This is a genomic window from Vulcanococcus limneticus LL (genome assembly GCF_002252705.1).
Classification (GTDB): Bacteria; Cyanobacteriota; Cyanobacteriia; order PCC-6307; family Cyanobiaceae; genus Vulcanococcus; species Vulcanococcus limneticus.
This window is the reverse complement of record NZ_NQLA01000003.1, coordinates 24,344-40,327: the sequence shown is the minus strand read 5'-3', so window position 1 is coordinate 40,327 and position 15,984 is coordinate 24,344. Positions and strand designations below refer to the sequence as shown.

14 protein-coding genes are annotated in these 15,984 nt (G+C 70.4%); 7 read left to right on the top strand and 7 right to left on the bottom strand.

All coding sequences use genetic code 11. The features are described 5' to 3' along the window. Nucleotides 1-3: 3 nt before the first annotated feature. The gene (locus tag CJZ98_RS02395; RefSeq protein ID WP_094587985.1) at nucleotides 4-909 is read right to left on the bottom strand and encodes a polyphosphate kinase 2 family protein; all 906 of its coding nucleotides are present in this window, start codon (nucleotides 907-909) and stop codon (nucleotides 4-6) included. A 236-nt stretch (nucleotides 910-1,145) separates the two neighbouring features. On the opposite strand from CJZ98_RS02395, the gene sulP reads away from it, so the two are divergent. Continuing rightward, nucleotides 1,146-2,870, top strand: coding sequence for a sulfate permease (gene sulP / locus CJZ98_RS02390; protein WP_094587983.1), 1,725 nt, complete (start codon nucleotides 1,146-1,148; stop codon nucleotides 2,868-2,870). On the opposite strand, the gene CJZ98_RS02385 is transcribed toward sulP, so the two are convergent. From CJZ98_RS02385 to CJZ98_RS02370, 4 genes are all read right to left on the bottom strand, one after another. Continuing rightward, nucleotides 2,821-3,429, bottom strand: a complete 609-nt coding sequence (locus tag CJZ98_RS02385; protein ID WP_094587981.1) for a GUN4 domain-containing protein — start codon at nucleotides 3,427-3,429, stop codon at nucleotides 2,821-2,823. The genes sulP and CJZ98_RS02385 overlap by 50 nt on opposite strands. Beyond that, nucleotides 3,422-3,685, bottom strand: coding sequence for a hypothetical protein (locus tag CJZ98_RS02380; protein WP_094587979.1), 264 nt, complete (start codon nucleotides 3,683-3,685; stop codon nucleotides 3,422-3,424). The genes CJZ98_RS02385 and CJZ98_RS02380 overlap by 8 nt, the downstream gene beginning before the upstream one ends. Continuing rightward, nucleotides 3,682-7,146 (bottom strand): efflux RND transporter permease subunit, encoded by a 3,465-nt coding sequence (locus tag CJZ98_RS02375; protein ID WP_094587977.1) that lies wholly within the window; start codon nucleotides 7,144-7,146, stop codon nucleotides 3,682-3,684. Before CJZ98_RS02375 ends, CJZ98_RS02380 begins: the two co-directional genes overlap by 4 nt. Nucleotides 7,147-7,224: 78 nt before the next feature. Next, nucleotides 7,225-8,334, bottom strand: a complete 1,110-nt coding sequence (locus tag CJZ98_RS02370; RefSeq protein ID WP_232756124.1) for an efflux RND transporter periplasmic adaptor subunit — start codon at nucleotides 8,332-8,334, stop codon at nucleotides 7,225-7,227. A 224-nt stretch (nucleotides 8,335-8,558) separates the two neighbouring features. Here CJZ98_RS02370 and CJZ98_RS02365 point away from each other — a divergent pair, with 224 nt between their 5' ends. Next, nucleotides 8,559-9,149, top strand: coding sequence for a hypothetical protein (locus tag CJZ98_RS02365; RefSeq protein WP_157910838.1), 591 nt, complete (start codon nucleotides 8,559-8,561; stop codon nucleotides 9,147-9,149). Here the strand turns inward: CJZ98_RS02365 and CJZ98_RS02360 are convergent. After that, complete coding sequence (locus CJZ98_RS02360; protein WP_094587971.1) at nucleotides 9,127-9,783, bottom strand: cysteine hydrolase family protein; 657 nt, start codon at nucleotides 9,781-9,783, stop codon at nucleotides 9,127-9,129. The two genes, CJZ98_RS02365 and CJZ98_RS02360, sit on opposite strands and share 23 nt — an antisense overlap. Before the next feature lie 72 nt (nucleotides 9,784-9,855). On the opposite strand from CJZ98_RS02360, the gene CJZ98_RS02355 reads away from it, so the two are divergent. Further along, on the top strand, nucleotides 9,856-11,307 hold the full coding sequence (locus CJZ98_RS02355; protein WP_232756123.1) for a type I glutamate--ammonia ligase: 1,452 nt from the start codon (nucleotides 9,856-9,858) through the stop codon (nucleotides 11,305-11,307). 14 nt (nucleotides 11,308-11,321) lie between these two features. On the opposite strand, the gene CJZ98_RS02350 is transcribed toward CJZ98_RS02355, so the two are convergent. Beyond that, entirely contained in the window at nucleotides 11,322-11,699 is a 378-nt protein-coding gene (locus CJZ98_RS02350; RefSeq protein WP_094587967.1) for a hypothetical protein, read from the bottom strand. Nucleotides 11,700-11,801: 102 nt separating this feature from the next. Here CJZ98_RS02350 and CJZ98_RS02345 point away from each other — a divergent pair, with 102 nt between their 5' ends. The 4 genes from CJZ98_RS02345 (at nucleotide 11,802) to CJZ98_RS02330 (ending at nucleotide 15,974) form a co-directional block, all read left to right on the top strand. Then, nucleotides 11,802-12,797 (top strand): GGDEF domain-containing protein, encoded by a 996-nt coding sequence (locus tag CJZ98_RS02345; protein ID WP_094587965.1) that lies wholly within the window; start codon nucleotides 11,802-11,804, stop codon nucleotides 12,795-12,797. Nucleotides 12,798-12,820: 23 nt separating this feature from the next. Then, the gene (locus tag CJZ98_RS02340) at nucleotides 12,821-13,432 is read left to right on the top strand and encodes an RluA family pseudouridine synthase (protein WP_232756122.1); all 612 of its coding nucleotides are present in this window, start codon (nucleotides 12,821-12,823) and stop codon (nucleotides 13,430-13,432) included. A 98-nt stretch (nucleotides 13,433-13,530) separates the two neighbouring features. Then, nucleotides 13,531-14,079: a LemA family protein gene (locus CJZ98_RS02335; protein ID WP_094587963.1), complete on the top strand. Its 549-nt coding sequence runs from the start codon at nucleotides 13,531-13,533 to the stop codon at nucleotides 14,077-14,079. A 122-nt stretch (nucleotides 14,080-14,201) separates the two neighbouring features. Then, nucleotides 14,202-15,974 (top strand): DUF2207 domain-containing protein, encoded by a 1,773-nt coding sequence (locus tag CJZ98_RS02330; RefSeq protein ID WP_157910837.1) that lies wholly within the window; start codon nucleotides 14,202-14,204, stop codon nucleotides 15,972-15,974. Nucleotides 15,975-15,984 lie beyond the last annotated feature (10 nt).

Below are 15,984 nucleotides of genomic sequence, written 5' to 3'. Positions count from 1 at the left end.
CGGCTAGTTCTCCGCCAGCAGCGCCTGGTGGGCGTCCTGCAGCCGCTGCCGCGCCTCCTCACTCACCACCGGATAGGCCAGATCAAGCTGGTCCAGGGCGTCAATGATCGCCGCCGCCACCACGATGCGGGTGAACCACTTGTTGTCGGCCGGCACCACATACCAGGGCGCCTCCGGGGTGGCCGTGTGGCGAATCGTGTCCTCGTAGGCCTCCATGTAGTCGTCCCAGTGGGCGCGTTCGCGGATGTCGGCGGCGGAGAACTTCCAGTTCTTCTCTGGCGTCTCCAGCCGTTCGAGAAAGCGTTTCTTCTGCTCCTTCTTCGAGACGTGCAGGAAGAATTTCAGCGGCGCGATGCCGTTGCGGGCCAGGTAGCGTTCGTAGTGGCGGATGTCCTGGAAGCGGTGCTGCCAGATGTCTTTGCCCTTGAGCTGGGAGGGCAGGCTTTGGCGCTCCAGTAGCTCCGGGTGCACCCGCACCACCAGCGTCTCCTCGTAGTAGCTGCGGTTGAAGATGCCGATCCGCCCCCGCTCCGGCAGCGCCTGATTGCTGCGCCAGAGAAAGTCGTGGTCGAGATCCACGGAGGAGGGGGCCTTGAACGATGACACCTGGCAGCCCTGGGGATTCACCCCGCTCATCACGTGCTTGATCGTGCCGTCCTTGCCGGCCGCATCCATGGCCTGGAAGATCAGCAGCAGGGCCCAGCGGTCCTGGGCGTAGAGCAGGTCCTGAAAGTCCGCCAGCAGCTCCACCCCCAGGGCCAGCGCCTCCTTGGCCCGGGGCTTGTCCTCCGCCGAGAACTCCAGGGTGTCGCCGGGATCCACGTGCTTGAGCCGGAATGCCTCCCCCTTCTCCACCCGGAACGGCTTCGACAGTTCCCGGGCCCGCTGGATCAGTTCCTTTCTGCGCATGGCACCTGGGGACTCCGGCCCCCATCCAAGGCACGACCGCTGCAGGGCGCCACACCCTTGGCGAGCATGCGCTGTTGGCCTGCCGCCAGCTCCCACGCCGCGCCCATGCCCAAGCCAGCGTGCATCGGAGAGCGGCGATCGCACCGGGCAGCTCTGAGAGTGCCGAAACCAGCCATGGCTCCCTCTGGCTGGTGTTGCCAGCATGGAGACCAGTGCTCCCGCCGGCGGCCCGTGCCATGCCCCGCCCCCTAAAGGCCCTTGCCGGAGTCCTGCCGGGCCTTGCAAGCCTGCGGGCCTACCGGCGCCCCTGGCTGCGGGCGGACCTGCTGGCCGGCATCACGGTGGCGGCCTACCTGATTCCCCAGTGCATGGCCTACGCCGAGCTGGCGGGTCTGCCCCCGATCGCGGGCCTGTGGGCGATTCTGGCGCCGCTGCTGCTCTATGCCCTGGCGGGCTCCTCGCCCCAGCTGTCGGTGGGGCCCGAATCCACCACGGCCGTGATGACCGCTGCGGCCGTGGCGCCCCTGGCCGCCGGTAACCCAGCCAGCACCGCCGGCCTGGCCAGCCTGCTCGCCCTGCTGGTGGGCCTGTTCTGTTGCCTCGGTGCCTGGGGGCGCCTGGGCTTTCTGGCAGACCTGCTCTCCAAGCCGATCCTGGTGGGCTACATGGCCGGGGTGGCGGTGATCATGATCACCGGCCAGATCGGCAAGATCACGGGGGCGGCCCTGAAGTCGGAGACGCTGCTCGGCCAGCTGCGGGAGCTGCTGCAGCGGCCGGGCACCATCCATCTGCCCACGCTGCTGCTGGCGGCGGCGGTGCTGGTTCTGCTGCTGTGGATCCAGCGCCACTGGCCCAAGGCGCCGGGGCCCCTGCTGGCGGTGCTGCTGGCCACGGGGGTGGTGGGGCTGTTTCACCTGGACCAGCGCGGCGTGGCGGTGATCGGCGAGATCCCCGCCGGCCTGCCCCAGCTGAGCTGGCCGGCGCTCCCGCAGCCGGGTCAGCTGCGCACCCTGGTCGCCAGCGCTCTGGGCATCGCCCTGGTGGGTTACTCCGACAACGTACTCACCGCCCGTTCCTTCGCCACCCGTAACGGTTATCGCATTGACGCCAACCAGGAACTGCTGGCCCTCGGCGCGGTGAACCTGGGCAACGGCCTACTGCAGGGCTTCCCGGTGAGCAGCAGCGGTAGCCGCACGGCCATCGCCGATTCCCTGGGCAACCGCTCCCAGCTCTATTCCCTGGTGGCCTTCGTGAGCGTGGTGCTGGTGCTGCTGTTCCTGCGGCCGCTGCTGGTGCTGTTCCCCAAGGCTGCCCTGGGGGCGATCGTGATCTACGCGGCCCTGCGCCTGATCGACATCCCGGAGTTTCTGCGGATGCGTGCCTTCAAGCGCAGTGAATTCCGCCTGGCCCTGGTCACCCTGCTGGGGGTTCTGGTCACCGACATCCTGATCGGTGTGGCCCTGGCGGTGGGGCTGTCCGTGATCGATCTGTTCGCCCGGCTGGTGCGTCCCAACGACGCCGTGCTGGGTGAGGTGCCTGGCCTGGCGGGCCTACATGATGTGGCCGACTGGGAGGGCGCCAGCACGATCCCTGGGCTGTTGATCTTCCGTTACGACGCCCCCTTGTGCTTCGCCAACGCCGAGCACTTCCGCCGTCGGGTGGTCGAAGCAATCGAGGCGGAGCCGCTGCCGGTGGAGTGGTTCGTGCTCAGCGCCGAGGCGATCGTCGAGATCGACATCACCGCCGCCGACATGCTCGCTGAGTTGCTTCGGGAGCTGACCGATCGGGGCATCGTCTTCGCCCTCGCGCGGGTGAAGCAGGATCTGTTCGGCACCCTGCGGCGCACGGGCTTTCCGGATCAGCTCGGCAGCCAGTGGTTCTTCCCCACCCTGGCCGAGGCGATCGAGGCCTTCAGAGCCCGCCCTCGATCAACCGCGCCATCAGCAGGTTCGCAGCCTTGAGGCCATAGGCCGTGTACCAGCAGCGCAGGGGCAGATGGCCTTCGGGCGTGGTCTGCCCCAGCGCTGGCGGCTCCTCCAGCAGGGCGAAGGCCCGGCCGCCCTGCCAGCCCACCCGCGCGCGGAAGCGGTTGAACAGCGCCTCATCCAGGGCGCTCAGCGACTCCACGGAACCCCCCAGATCCCGGTAGAGCCGGGCCTGGGTGGCGAAGCCGAAGCGGCCGCCGCTGGCCTGGCTCCACAGCTGGTCGATGATCCGCAGCGGTGGGATCGGGAACTGTTCCAGGTCGTCGGGCTTCACGGCCTCGGCGCTGCGCCCCAGCAGCTCCGGCAGCAGCCGCGCCGTCTCCCGGTCCGCGGCCTCCAGATCGCCGGCCGCCAGCAGCTGCTGCAGCGGGCGGAAGCGCTTGATGTCCTGCACCAGCTCCAGGCTGGCCTCCACGGCGCCAAGCCGCGTGCTGAGGGCCTCGATGGCGACCTCCAGGCGCTGCAACCGGTCCTCCAGTCCGCCTGCGCGGCTGCTGGCGCCACCGGGGCTGGTCGTTGGGGTGTCATCAGTCATGGCGCTCGCTCCGGCCCCGCCGCTGGCGGTAGGCAGGATCGGGGCTGCCCTCCTGCAGTTGCTGCACCGCCGCCAGGGCCATTCCGGCCGTGGCAAAGCCCGCCACCAGCAGCACCAGCAGCCAGAACTGGCTGGTGGTGCCCATCTCCACCGTGCTCTGGCGGATCACGGCCCTCAGCAGCAGGGCCACCGTCAGACCGACGCCTGCCCCCAGCAGGCCCGTGCGCACCACCGCCCGGCCCCGCAGCCGCGTCACGGGGTGGTCTCCGCCGTGAGCACGGGGGGCTGCTCGGCGGGCGGCGCCGGTGGCGCCAGCCACTGCTTCATCACCACGTAGAACACCGGCACCACCAGCAGTGAGAGCACGGTGGCCACCAGCAGGCCGCCGAACACCACGGTGCCCAACGAAGCCTGGCTGCGGGCGCCGGCGCCGCTGGCCAGCACCAGCGGCAGGAAGCCGAACAGGGAGGAGATGGCCGTCATGATGATCGGCCGCAGGCGCGATTCCGCGGCCTCCTGGGCCGCCTGCAGCGCCGTGGCGCCGGCGGCCATGCGCTGGTTCGCCAGGTCCACGATCAGGATGCCGTTCTTGGCCGCCAGGCCGATCAGCATCACCAGGCCCACCTGGGCGTAGATGTTCAGCACCTCGCCGCGGGCCGCGAGAAACACCAGGGCGCCGAGCATGGCGGTGGGCACCGTCATCAGGATGATCAGCGGATCGCTGGTGCTCTCGTACTGGGCCGCCAGCACCAGATACACCACCAGGATGCCGAAGGCGAAGATCACCGCCGCCAGGGCGCCGGCCTTCACCTCCTCGCGCGAGAGGCCGGTCCAGTCGAAGCCCAGGCCGTTGACGTCCAGGTCGCGGAAGCTGGTCTGCATCGCCTTGATCGCCTCGCCGGAGCTGCGGCCTTCGGCGGCGGTGCCCTCCAGCTTGATCGAGCGGAACAGGTTGAAGCGGGGGATCACGCTGGGGCCGGTGCTGGGCTCCACCGTGAAGAACTCGGCCAGGGAGATCGGCTTGCCCTCGGCGTTGGGCACCTCCAGGCTGCGCAGCCGGTCGGCGGTGGCGCGGAAGCCGTCGTCGGCCTGCACGTACACCCGCCGCACCTTGCCCTCCTGGAAGGTGTCATTGATGTAGGCGCCGCCGAAGTTCACGCTGAAGGCCTGCATCGCCTGGCCGAAATCCACCCCGAGCGAGGCCATCGCCTCCCGGTTCACCCGGATGGCCAGCTGGGGCGCCTCCGGGCTGAACTGGGTGAACACGCGCGCAAACACCGGGTTGGCGCGGGCCTGGTCCAGCAGCCTGTTGGCGGCGTCGAAGAACTGGGGCAGGCTCAGGGCGCCGCCGCTGCGGTCGAGCAGCTGGAACTCGAAGCCCCCCGACATGCCGTAGCCGGGGATCGCCGGCGGCTCCACCACCACGATGCGGGCGCCGTCGATCGCGGCCATGCGCCGGTTCAGCCGCTCCACCAGGGCGCTGGAGGCCTGGTCGGGGTTGGGGCGGTCGTCCCAGTTCTTGAGGCCCACGAAGAACAGGCCCTTGTTGGGGGCGTTGCCATCGAGGCTGAAGCCACTAAAGATGGCCGCGCTGGCCACACTGGCTGAGCCATTGGGTTCGTTGCCGCCGGAGCCCCTGCCGAGATCGCTCTCCTCCCGCAGGATCTGGGCCACCTGCCGGTTGATGGCGCTGGTGGTCTGGTTAGACACGCCATCGGGCGCCTGCACGAAGCCGATCAGGTAGCCCTGGTCCTCCACTGGCACGAAGCCCGACGGGATGGCGTTGAAGGCCACGGCCGTCAGGGCGATGCCCCCCGCCAGCAGGGCCATCACCAGCTTCCGGCGGCCCAGCACCCAGCCCAGGGCGTCGCGGTAGCGCTGCTCGAAGCCAGCGTAGAAGCGGTTGAAGCCCTTAAAGATCACCGGCGTGAACCAGCCCACCAGCAGCCCGAGGCCGGCGAAGATCAGCACCTTCAGCGGCTGCTCCACCCCACCCAGCAGCACCCCGGCCACGGCGCCACCGGCCGCGAACGGCAGTCGCAGCGGCAGGCCCGTGGCCAGCAGCAGGCCGTAGCCCACCAGGGTGCCCACCACCGCGGCCACCAGGGCGGGCAGGGCGCCGCCTCCTGAGGCCAGCAGGCCGTAGACAAAGCCGATGCTGCAGCCGGCGATGGCGTAGGTGCGACGGCCCGGCGGAGAGCCTTCCTGCGCCAGCAGCAGGGCCGAGAGCATCGGCGAGAAGGTGAGGGCGTTGAAGGTGGAAACCGCGATCGAAAACAGGATCGTGGCGGCGAACTGCTTGTAGATCGTGCCGGTGGCGCCGGGGAAGAACAGCACCGGCAGGAACACCGCGAACAGCACCAGCGAGGTGGCGATCACGGCGGCGAACAGTTCATCCATCGTGGCCCTGGCGGCTCCGATGGCGCTGAGGCCCTCGCGTTTCTTGGTGGTGGTGTCCTCGATCACGGTGATGGCGTCATCCACCACCAGGCCGGTGGCCAGCACCAGGCCGAACAGGGTGAGCTGGTTGAGCGAGAAGCCGAAGGCCTTCACGAACGCGAAGGTGCCGATCAAGGCCACCGGAATGGCGATCGCGGGCACCAGGGTGGCCTTCCAGTCCTGCAGGAACAGAAACAGGATGAGCACCACCAGCACCACCGCATCCCGGAGCGATCCGGTGACCCCCTCGATCGAGGCATTGATGAAGTCGGTGATGTCGTAGATCTTCTCGATCCGTATCCCTGGGGGCAGCTGGGCGGCGAACTCCTCCAGCACCTGCTCCACCCCCTGGGACACCTGCAGGGCGTTGCTGCCGCTCAGCTGATACACGGCCATGCCCACCGACGGCACTTCGCGCAGGTCGGTGGTGCTCACATCCGAGCTCTCACCTCCCAGGCTCACCCGACCCACATCCCGCAGCCGCACCAGGGCGCCGTTGTCGGTGCGCTTGAGGATCAGGTTCTCGAAGTCCTCCAGGTCCACCAGGCGACCGGGCAGCTGCACCGTGAAGGTGTTGGGCTGGCCGCTCGGGGCAGGCGCACCGCCGATCTGGCCGGCCGGCACCAGCCGGTTCTGGCTCTGCAGGGCCGCCACCACCCTTGTGGCATCGAGGTTGAAGGCGCTGAGGCGGTCGGGGTCGAGCCAGAGGCGTATCGCCAGTTTGCGGTTGCCGAAATACGCCAGATCACCGACACCCCGCACACGCCGGATCTGGTCGGTGAGGTATTGGTCGAGCAGGCCGCTGATCGTCTCGACGCTGTAGGGATTGGCCGGATCGTCGCTGGTGATGTTGTAGAGCAGCAGGATTGAGTTGGAGGCCTTGTTCACCGTCACGCCGGAAGCCCGAACCTCCGCCGGCAGCTGCGGTTCGGCCAGCGACACCCGGTTCTGCACATTCACCTGGTTGATGTCACCATCGGTGCCGCTGGCGAACGAGACCGTGATCGAGCTGGTGCCATCGGCGGCGCTGCTGGAGCTGATGAACTCCATGTTCTGAACGCCGTTGATCTGCTGCTCCAATACGCTCGTCACGCCCTCCTCCACGCTCACCGCGTCGGCGCCCACATAGCGGGCATTCACCTTCACCGTGGGCGGGGCAATGTCGGGCAGGTTTTCAATCGGCAGCAGCGGGATCGCGATCAGGCCGGCCAGCACGATCAGCACACTGCACACCGCCGTGAGCACCGGCCGGACGATGAAGTTGTTGGAGGGGGACATCGGTGCGGAAGTTCAGCGCGGAGGTTCAGCGGCTGGTCGCGGGACTGTGGTGCGGGACGGTGGCGGATCAGGGGCGACTCAGTTCACCTGCACCGGCGCGCCGTGGCGCAGGCTCAGCAGGTTGGTGACGATCACCTGTTGGCCGGAGCTGAGGCCCCGCAGCACCGGGTAGCGCTTGCTCTGCAGGGGCCCCAACTGCACGGGGGTCTGCAGGGCGAAGCGCAGTTGGGGTTCGGCGCTGACCCGCTGGCGCAGGGCTTGCAGCTGCTCCTTGGAGATCCGCCCGGGTTGCCGTTCCAGCTGCTCCAGGCTGCCCACCACGAACACGAAGTTCTGGCCCGAGGTCTGGGTCACGGCGGCGAATGGCACCGACAGCTGCTCGCTGCTGCCAAGCACCAGCCGGGTGCGCAGCCGCTGGCCGGTGCGCAGGCTGCCGTCTGGGTTGTCGAGTTCGGCCTTCACCAGCAGCCCCTGGGTGCCGCTGCTCACGCGCGGGTCGATCGAGCGCACCTGGCCCTCGGCGATCGTGCGGTCGGCCAGCGGGTCCTGCAGGATCACGGCCTGGCCGTTGCGCAGCTGGGGGCCGTAGCGGGCCGGCACCTCGACGCGGGCCAGAAGCCGGTTATTGCGCTGGATCGTGGTGAAGGGATCTCCCGCCTTGATCACATCGCCGGGATTCACCCGCACGTCGCTCACGTAGCCATCCACGGGGGAGCGCAGGTCGCGGTAGGCCAGGTCCGCCTGCTTGGCCTTGAGGGCCGACTCGGCCGCGATCCAGTTCTGGCGCAGCGCATCGCGCTGGATCACGCTGGCGGCGCCGGTGCGGGCCAGAAACTCGAAGCGCCGGTAGTTGAGCAGGCTCTCGTTGCGCTGGCCCTGCAGGGCCACCACCTCGGCTTGGAGCTGGGTCTGGTCGAGCACCACCAGGAGCTGCCCGCGCTTGACCTGGTCTCCCTGGCGCACCCGCAGCTGCTCGATCCGGCCGCCGGCCTGGGCCGCCAGGTTCACCTCATCCGGCGCCTCCAGGGTGCTGACCGTGCCCACCTCCTGGCGGAACACCGCCGGCCTGGCCGGCTCGCTGCGCACCGCCAGGGGCGGCCGGGGTGGGGGCGCTGGCTTGCTGCAGCCGGCCGCCAGCAGCAGGGCCAGCACCGCTCCGCTGCCTGGCCAGAGATGGCTTGGCCCCAAGCCGCTGCGCCAGACACCCCGGCCCAGCCCCGGCCTCCCGTCGAGCCGGGCCGCGGCTGATGTCTGCTGGGGCGGCGGGCCTGAAGCCATCAGGAGCGCTGGGGCTGAGGTTGGGCGCATTGTGATGGCTCAGCCGGGGCTTGTCGCCTGCCCCTGGCGCATCCGTAGTGGGCGGTGGGCCCTGGGGATGCCCCGTGCAGACGCCCTGGTGGAGGCCTGTCGCCGTGCCTACGGTTCAACCATGGCCCGCTGCCCTGGCGATGCTCTCCGAATTCGATACGGCCGTGGCCGTGGCCCGCGGTCTTCGGCTCCTCTCCGCCGACCAGCGTCCCGATGAGGCGCGCAGCCACCTGCAGCCTGAGGGCTATGCCCTCGTCGATGCCCAGGGCGACCGCCTGGCCCTGGTGTCGCCGGAGGCCCTGCGCAGTTGGATCCCCTCCCATGCGGCCCCGGCCCCTGGGGCCCAGCCCCTGAGCATTGAGGAGGTGGTGGGTCGGGCCAGCGGACCGCGCTGGCAATATCTGGTGCTGCGCCTGGATCTCCTCGACGACGGCAGATCCACCGAGCTGGAGCGGGTGCGGATCAACGGACTGCCTTTCGAGCTGGGGGCGCCGGACGGCGTGCGGGCCCACCAGTTCCATGAGCTGCTCGACCTGCTGGGCGATCGGGGCTGGGAGCTGGTGATGGCCACGGTCAGCCAGGCCCCCAGCGGAGCTGCCAGCGGCCAGGCTGGCGTGGACATCCCCTCCGCGGACCCCCCGGGGGTGCTCCGGGAGTCCTACCGGATCACGTTCAAGCGTCCGCGTCCTGATTGAGGGATGGCTGGGGAGCGACTGCGTCACGCTGGGCGGCGCCATCGAGGTTCCCGCGACGGCCCAGGCGCTCCGCCAGCTCCGCCACCGCGATCAGCTCGCCGTAGCCCCGGAAGCAGTCGAGGGCGGCTTGATGGCGCTCCAGGCTCTCTGCCATGCAGGCATCGGTGAGGCAGATCACCCGATAGCCCCGGTCGGCGGCATCCTTCACGGTGTGATCGATGCATTGATCCGTGAGGATGCCGGCCACGATCAGCCTCTCGATGCCGATGTTGCGCAGCAGGTAGTCGAGCGCCGTGGAGTTGAAGGGCGAGGAGGAGCTCTTGGGCAGCACCAGCTCATCCGCCAGCGGCGCCAGCTCGGCGATCACCCGGGTTTGCGCTGAGCCTGGCGGGAAACCCATGCCGCAGCGCTTGTAGTCGAGGCTGCGGTCGCGGCCATCGGCGGTGAGGTTGGCGATCACGGTGTGGATCACCTCGAAACCCTGGCGCCGGGCCAGGGCAAGGGCCCGTTGCAGGGCCGGCAGGGTCCGTTGGCGGAACAGCCCGTGGAAGCCAGGCCTCTGGCTGGCCTGCTCCGCCCCGCAGGTGCCCTCCTGCAGATCCACCAGCAGCAGGGCCGTGCGGCGCGGATCCATGGGCGGCGCGGGAGCGGAATCGCGGCAATCATGGGGCTGGTTGCCCGTTCCGGTCTGCGCCGGAGGCCTGGCTTGAGCACTGCCGAACTCCCGCCCGAACTGCCGCCCCAACCCCCTCCCGAGCGGCCAGCTGATCCGCTCGCTGATTCCCGACCTGGACCGCCAAGCGCCCCGCAGCTGGCGGAGCTGCAGCAGGCGTTGCTCGATCAGGGCCTGCGCCGTCTGGCGATCACCTTCGTGACCCATGCCGGCCTGCCGCTGGTGAAGGTGGTGCCGGTGACCCAGCTGCAGGTCGCGGGCCGCTGGGGGGTGGGTTTCTCGCCGGTGTCCGACGCCTTTCGCATTGATGGGGTGATCGACCCAGGCCAGCGCCTGGCCCGCCCCGATGGTGACCTGCGGCTGCTGCCCGATCTGGCGGCCCTGCGGCCGCTGGAGCCAGCCAGCGGTTGGGCCTGGGCGCCGGGCGATCGCCACGACCGCGACGGTCAGCCCTACCCGGCTGACCAGCGCAGCTTCTGCCGCCGCCAGCAGCAGGCCCTGGCCGCCCAGGGGGTGGAGCTGCGGGCGGGCTTCGAGCTGGAGTGGCTGGTGGCCAACCCCGGGCCCAGGGGCGAGGCGCACCCGGCGATGGCCGGCGGGCCCTACGGCGCCGACCGCCTGGTGGCCGCCCTCGACTACGCCGCAGCCATCACCGACGCCCTCGACGCGGCGGACCTGCCCTGGCTGCAGTTCCATCCCGAGTACGGCGCCGGCCAGTTCGAACTCTCCCTGGCGCCGGGCGATCCGCTCGCGGCCGCCGACCAGCTGGTGGCCGCCAGGCTGTTGATCCAGCGGGTCACCGCCCGCTTCGGCTGGCGCTGCAGCTTTAGCCCGCTGCCGGCCGCCGAGCGGGTGGGCAACGGCGGCCACGTGCATGTGAGTGTGCGCTGCGCTGGGCTGCCCCTGCTCCAGGGCGGCGACGGCCCGGCCGGTCTCACGGCCGCCGGGGCCGGTGTCCTGGGTGCCCTGCTGGAGCAGCTGCCGGCGCTGCTGCCGCTGGCCTGCCCCTTGGGGGTGTCGTACCGGCGGCTGGGGCCCGGCCGTTGGTCGGCGCCGTTCCAGGCCTGGGGGGTGGAGAACCGGGAGGCGGCCCTGCGGCTGATTCCGACGGGTGGGGATGGGGCGGCGGCCCACCTGGAGTTGAAGGTGGCCGATCTGGCCGCCAACCCCTACCTGCTGCTCGGTGCCCTGCAGGCGGTGATCGGCGATGGCCTGGCGCACCCCCGGCCGCTGCCCGATCCGGTGCGGGGCGATCCCGCCGCGCTCGGCAGCGCCGCGCCGGCGCGGCTGCCCGAGGATCTGGGTGCCGCCAGTGCTGCCTTTGCCGCCAGTCCGCTGCTGCGCCAGGCCATGGGTGCCGTGCTGCACGACACCCTGGTGGACAGCCAGCAGGCGGAACTGCGCCGTTGCGCCGGTCTGGACGCTGAGGCCCTTGTGGCCTCCACTCGCTGGCTGCCCCTGGGGGGCGACCCCAGCTCCGGTTGAAGCGAGGGGCCGGATCAGGCGTCGAAGCGGCAGTTGGGGATGAGGCCCGGCACGCTGAACTCGATGAACCAGTGGAACTCGCGGCTGCGCCAGCCCAGATCGAAGGGGGCCACCGCGCTCCAGTCGCCTGCTCCCAGGCCGTAGGTGCGTTCCAGGTAGGGCCCCACCAGCTCCTGCACCGCCTCCTGGCCGGCCTCGCCCTCCTGGAACAGCCGCTCCTGGTACACGAGGGCGAACAGCTCGTGCTCCTCGTCGCACAGGTAGACGGCGAAGTCGTTGGCGCCCTCGCTCGGCAGGGGTTGGAGCTCCAGGTATTCGTCGCGGGCCAGGGGATCTTCCGGGGCCTGCTCCAGCAGGGCGGCCAGGGCCTGTTTGAAGCGATCCAGGGCCATGGGCTGCCTCGCGCTGTTGCCCGCAGTGTGGCGACGCCGACCCGCCCCCGCCGCATCCCCGCCCAGCACTCCTAGGCTCAATGCAGCGGATGGGAGTTTTGGATGTCGCCCTTCCCCGACTACCCGATCCCGGCGGATGAGGAACAGCGCTTGCGCGACCTCGAGCGCCACGGCGTGCTCGACAGCCCGCCGGATGAGCACATTGATCGGATCGTGCACCTGACCAGCGCCGTGCTGGGGGCTCCGATCGCCCTGGTGTCGCTGGTGGATCGCGACCGCCAGTGGTTCCTGTCTCGCCAGGGCCTGGAGGCCCACCAGACGCCGCGGGAGATGGCCTTCTGCGCCCACGCCATCGCCGGTGACACGGTGCTGGTGGTGCCCGATGCCCTGGAGGACGAGCGCTTCCGCAACAACCCGCTGGTGCTCGGGGAGCCCCGGGTGCGTTTCTACGCCGGTGCACCGCTGCGGTCGCCCGAGGGCCACAACCTCGGCACCCTCTGCGTGATCGATCGGCAACCCCGCCAGTTCAGCCCCGAGCAGGTGCAGGTGCTGCACAACCTGGCGGAGCTGGTGGTGCGGGAGCTGGAGCTGCGGCGGCTCACCAGCATCTGCCCCGTGACGGGGCTCTACAACCGCGGTGCCTTTTTCCGCCTCTGCGAGCGGGAGGTGGAGAGGGCCCGCCAGGAGGGGCGGCCCCTCTCGCTACTCAATATCGATATCGACGACTTCCGCCAGATCAACAACCGCTGGGGCCACGAGGCCGGTGATCGGGTGCTGCTCGACGTCTGCCGGATGTGCCGGGCCCGGCTGGGGGAGGCGGACCTGTTCGGGCGCATCGGCGACGAGGAGTTCGCCCTGCTGCTCGTGGGCCGGGACAGCAGTGAAGCCATCGGCCTGGCCGAGGCGATCCGCGTGGAGATCTCCGCCATGGGCGGGGTGTTCAACCATTCCGGCTATCAGCCCCACATCAGCGGCGGCCTCTCGAGCCTGGCCCCCTCCGACCGCAACTTCGCCGACCTCTTCTATCGGGCCGATCAGGCCCTCTATCTCGCCAAGGGCAACGGCCGCGATCAGATCGCCACCGTGCTGGGTTCCTGACCGCGCCGCTGGCCGATCCGCCTGTGTGGCATCACGGCGGTGGCCTGCTCGTGGTGGAGAAGCCGGCGGGTCTGCTCTGCCAGCCGGGGCTGGGGCCGGCGCTGGCCGATTCGCTGCTGACCCGGCTGCGGCGGCGCTGGCCCTCGGCGCAGCTGGTGCACCGCCTCGATCGCGACACTTCCGGCCTGCTGCTGCTGGCCACGGAGCCTGATCTGCACCGTGGCTTGAGCCGCCTGTTCGCCGAGCGGAAGGTGCTCAAGCACTACCGCGCCGACGTACGGGGGGTGCCGGCGGCGGCCGAGGGCTCGATCCGCCTGCCCCTGGCCAAGCGCTGCCAGCGGCCACCGCTCTACGGCCCCGATCCGGCCGGCAAGCCCTGCCGCAGCGACTGGCGCCTGCTCAGCGCCCATGGCGGCTGGAGCCGGCTGGAGCTGCGGCCCCACACCGGCCGCTCCCACCAGCTGCGGGTGCACCTGGCGGCGATCGGCCATCCGATCCTCGGAGATCCCCTCTACGGTCTGCCGCCCGATGGCCAGGGCCCGGCCCCGCGGCTGCGGCTGCACGCCACCCAGCTGGCCTTCCCCGATCCCCGCAGCGGCGAGCCGCTGCAGTTCCTCAGTCCCTGCCCGTTCTGAAATCGGCCAGCTGGGCTCGCCGCCGCTCCGGCCGGTATGGGTCGGCTTGCCCCTCTGGGGATTGCCCCTACGCTTTTCGGAGCTCCGGGGAACCGGCCATGTCGCTGCTCGTGCTGGGGCTCGTCGCCGGGGGCGCCCTGGTGGTGGTGCTGCTCTACAACCGGCTGGCCCAGCTCGGCGTGCTGGCCGACAACGCCGAGGCCGACATCGCCGTGCAGCTGAAGCGGCGCCACGATCTGGTGCCCAACCTCGTCGAGACGGTGCGCGGCTACGCCAGCCACGAACAGTCCACCTTCAAGGCCGTGATCGAGGCCCGCAACGCGGCTGTGGCGGCCACGGGAATCGCCGAGCAGCAACAGGCCGAGCAGCGCCTCGGCTCCAGCCTGCGCCAGCTGTTCGCCCTGGCCGAGGCCTACCCCGCCCTGCGGGCCGTGGAGAGCTTCCAGACCCTGCAGGCCAGCCTGGGCTCGATCGAGGAGGCGCTGCAGAGCGCCCGCCGCTACTACAACGCCGTGGTGCGGGATCTGAACACGGCGATCGTGCAGTTTCCCTCCAATCTGATCGCTTCGTCCTTCGGGTTTCGGCGTCGCCTGTTCTTTGAGCTGGAGGATCCGAGCGAAGCCGCCGCACCCCAGGTCCGTTTCTGATGGCGGGCGCAGGTCGGCCTGGCTCCAGGGCTGGCGCCGCTGGGCCTCGCTCTGGCCATGGCCTCGCTGGGTCGCGCCCCGCCGGCAGGCCCGCCGGGAGCCTCCCCCGCCCCTGGCGGCTGATGGGCCTGCTTGGCGCCCTGCTGAGCTTCCTGCTGGTGGCCTGGCCGCCGGGGCACCCGGCCCAGGCCCAGGCCTCCGGCCGCCAGCTGCAGCTCACCAACTTCCAGATGCAGGCGCTGGTGGATCGCACCGGCTCGGTGGAGGTGACAGAGACGCTCACGGCCCGATTCCAGGGTTCCTGGAACGGCCTGGTCCGCGAGATTCCCCTGGTGGCCCGCCGACCCCAGGGCCCCGAGCCGCTGGGCTGGCGGCTGCTGTCGGTCAGCGATGGCGAGGGTCACCCGTATCGCTACGAAACCAGCATCCAGGGCGCTCAGCGCCAGCTGAAGATCTTCATCCCGGAGGCCCGCGACGCCACCCGCCGCGCCGTGATTCGCTACCGGGTCAGGAACGGCATTCGCTTCTACCCCAGCCACGACGAGCTCTATTGGAACGTCACCGGCAACGGCTGGCGGATTCCGATCGAGCGGGTCACAGCCCGGGTGCGCCTGCCTGAGGGGGCAAGCAATCTCAGGGCCTCGGTGTACACCGGCGTGGCCGGCTCCACCGCCAGCGAGGCCCGCCTGCAGATCGGCCCGGATGGGATCACGGCCAGCTCCACCCGGGGGCTGGAGCCCGGGGAGGGACTCACCCTGGCGGTGGGCTTTGCCAAGGGGCTGGTGGCGGAACCCACGCCGCTGCAATGGGCCCTGCGCTGGCTGCAGGCGCGGCTGGTGCTGCTGCTGCCGCTTCTGGTTGGCCTGCCGCTCGGTCTGCTCTGGTATCGCGTTGGCCGCGATCCTCGCCTTGGCCCGGTCCCGGTCACCTACGAGCCCCCCGAAAGCCTGGCGCCGGCGCTGCTGGCCAGCCTGGTGGCCGAGGGGGTGAGTCCTGAAGCCCTGGGGGCCACGCTGGTGGATCTGGCGGTGAAGGGCCACCTGCGCATCGAGGCCCAGACGCGGGCGGTGCTGCTGCTCTTCAGCTCCAAGCTCTACCGCTTCACGCTGCTGAGTGATCGCGAGCGCCAGCGGCAGCTCCAGCCCCACGAGCGCTACCTGCTCTCCACCCTCTTCCCCAGCGAGGAACCCGGTGCGAGCACCGACACCGACGCCCTGCGCAACACCTACTACGTGCATGTGCCCGGCTTCGAGAAGCTGGTGCGCGAGGCCCTGCTGGCCCAGAAGGTCTACCGGGCCTGGCCCAGTGCGGTGCGGGCGGCCACCTTCTTCGGCTCGATCGCCGCGGTGCTCGTGCTGGCGCTGCTGCTGCGGCTGGTGCTGCCGCCCGAGATCGTGGCCCTCCAGGGCCAGGCCGATCCCTGGTGGATCGGGGTGGCCCTGCTGCTCAGCCTGGTGCTGATCCTGCTCTTCACCTGGATCATGCCCAGCCGCACCACCCGGGGCACCGTGCTGTTGCGCCAGACCCTGGGCTTCCACGAGTTCCTGGGCCGGGTGGAGGCGCCCCGCTTCCAGCGGCTGCCGCTCACGCCGGAGCTGTTCGAGCGCTACCTGCCCTACGCCATCGCCGCCGGCCAGGCCCTGGCCTGGAGCGCGGCTTTCAAAGGCATCCTCGTGGCGCCACCCAGCTGGTACGACGACAGCTCGGGAGCCGGCGGTCCGGGCTTCAGCGGCGACAGCTTCAATGCCACCGATTTCGGCCACAGCCTCAGCGATTGCTGCCGCAGTGCCAGCAGCTCGATGCACACCTCCCCTAGCAGCTCCAGCTCGGGTGGCAGCTCAGGCGGCGGCAGCTCGGGGGGTGGCGATGGCGGCGGCGGCGGCGGCGGCTTCTGAAGCCAGGGCC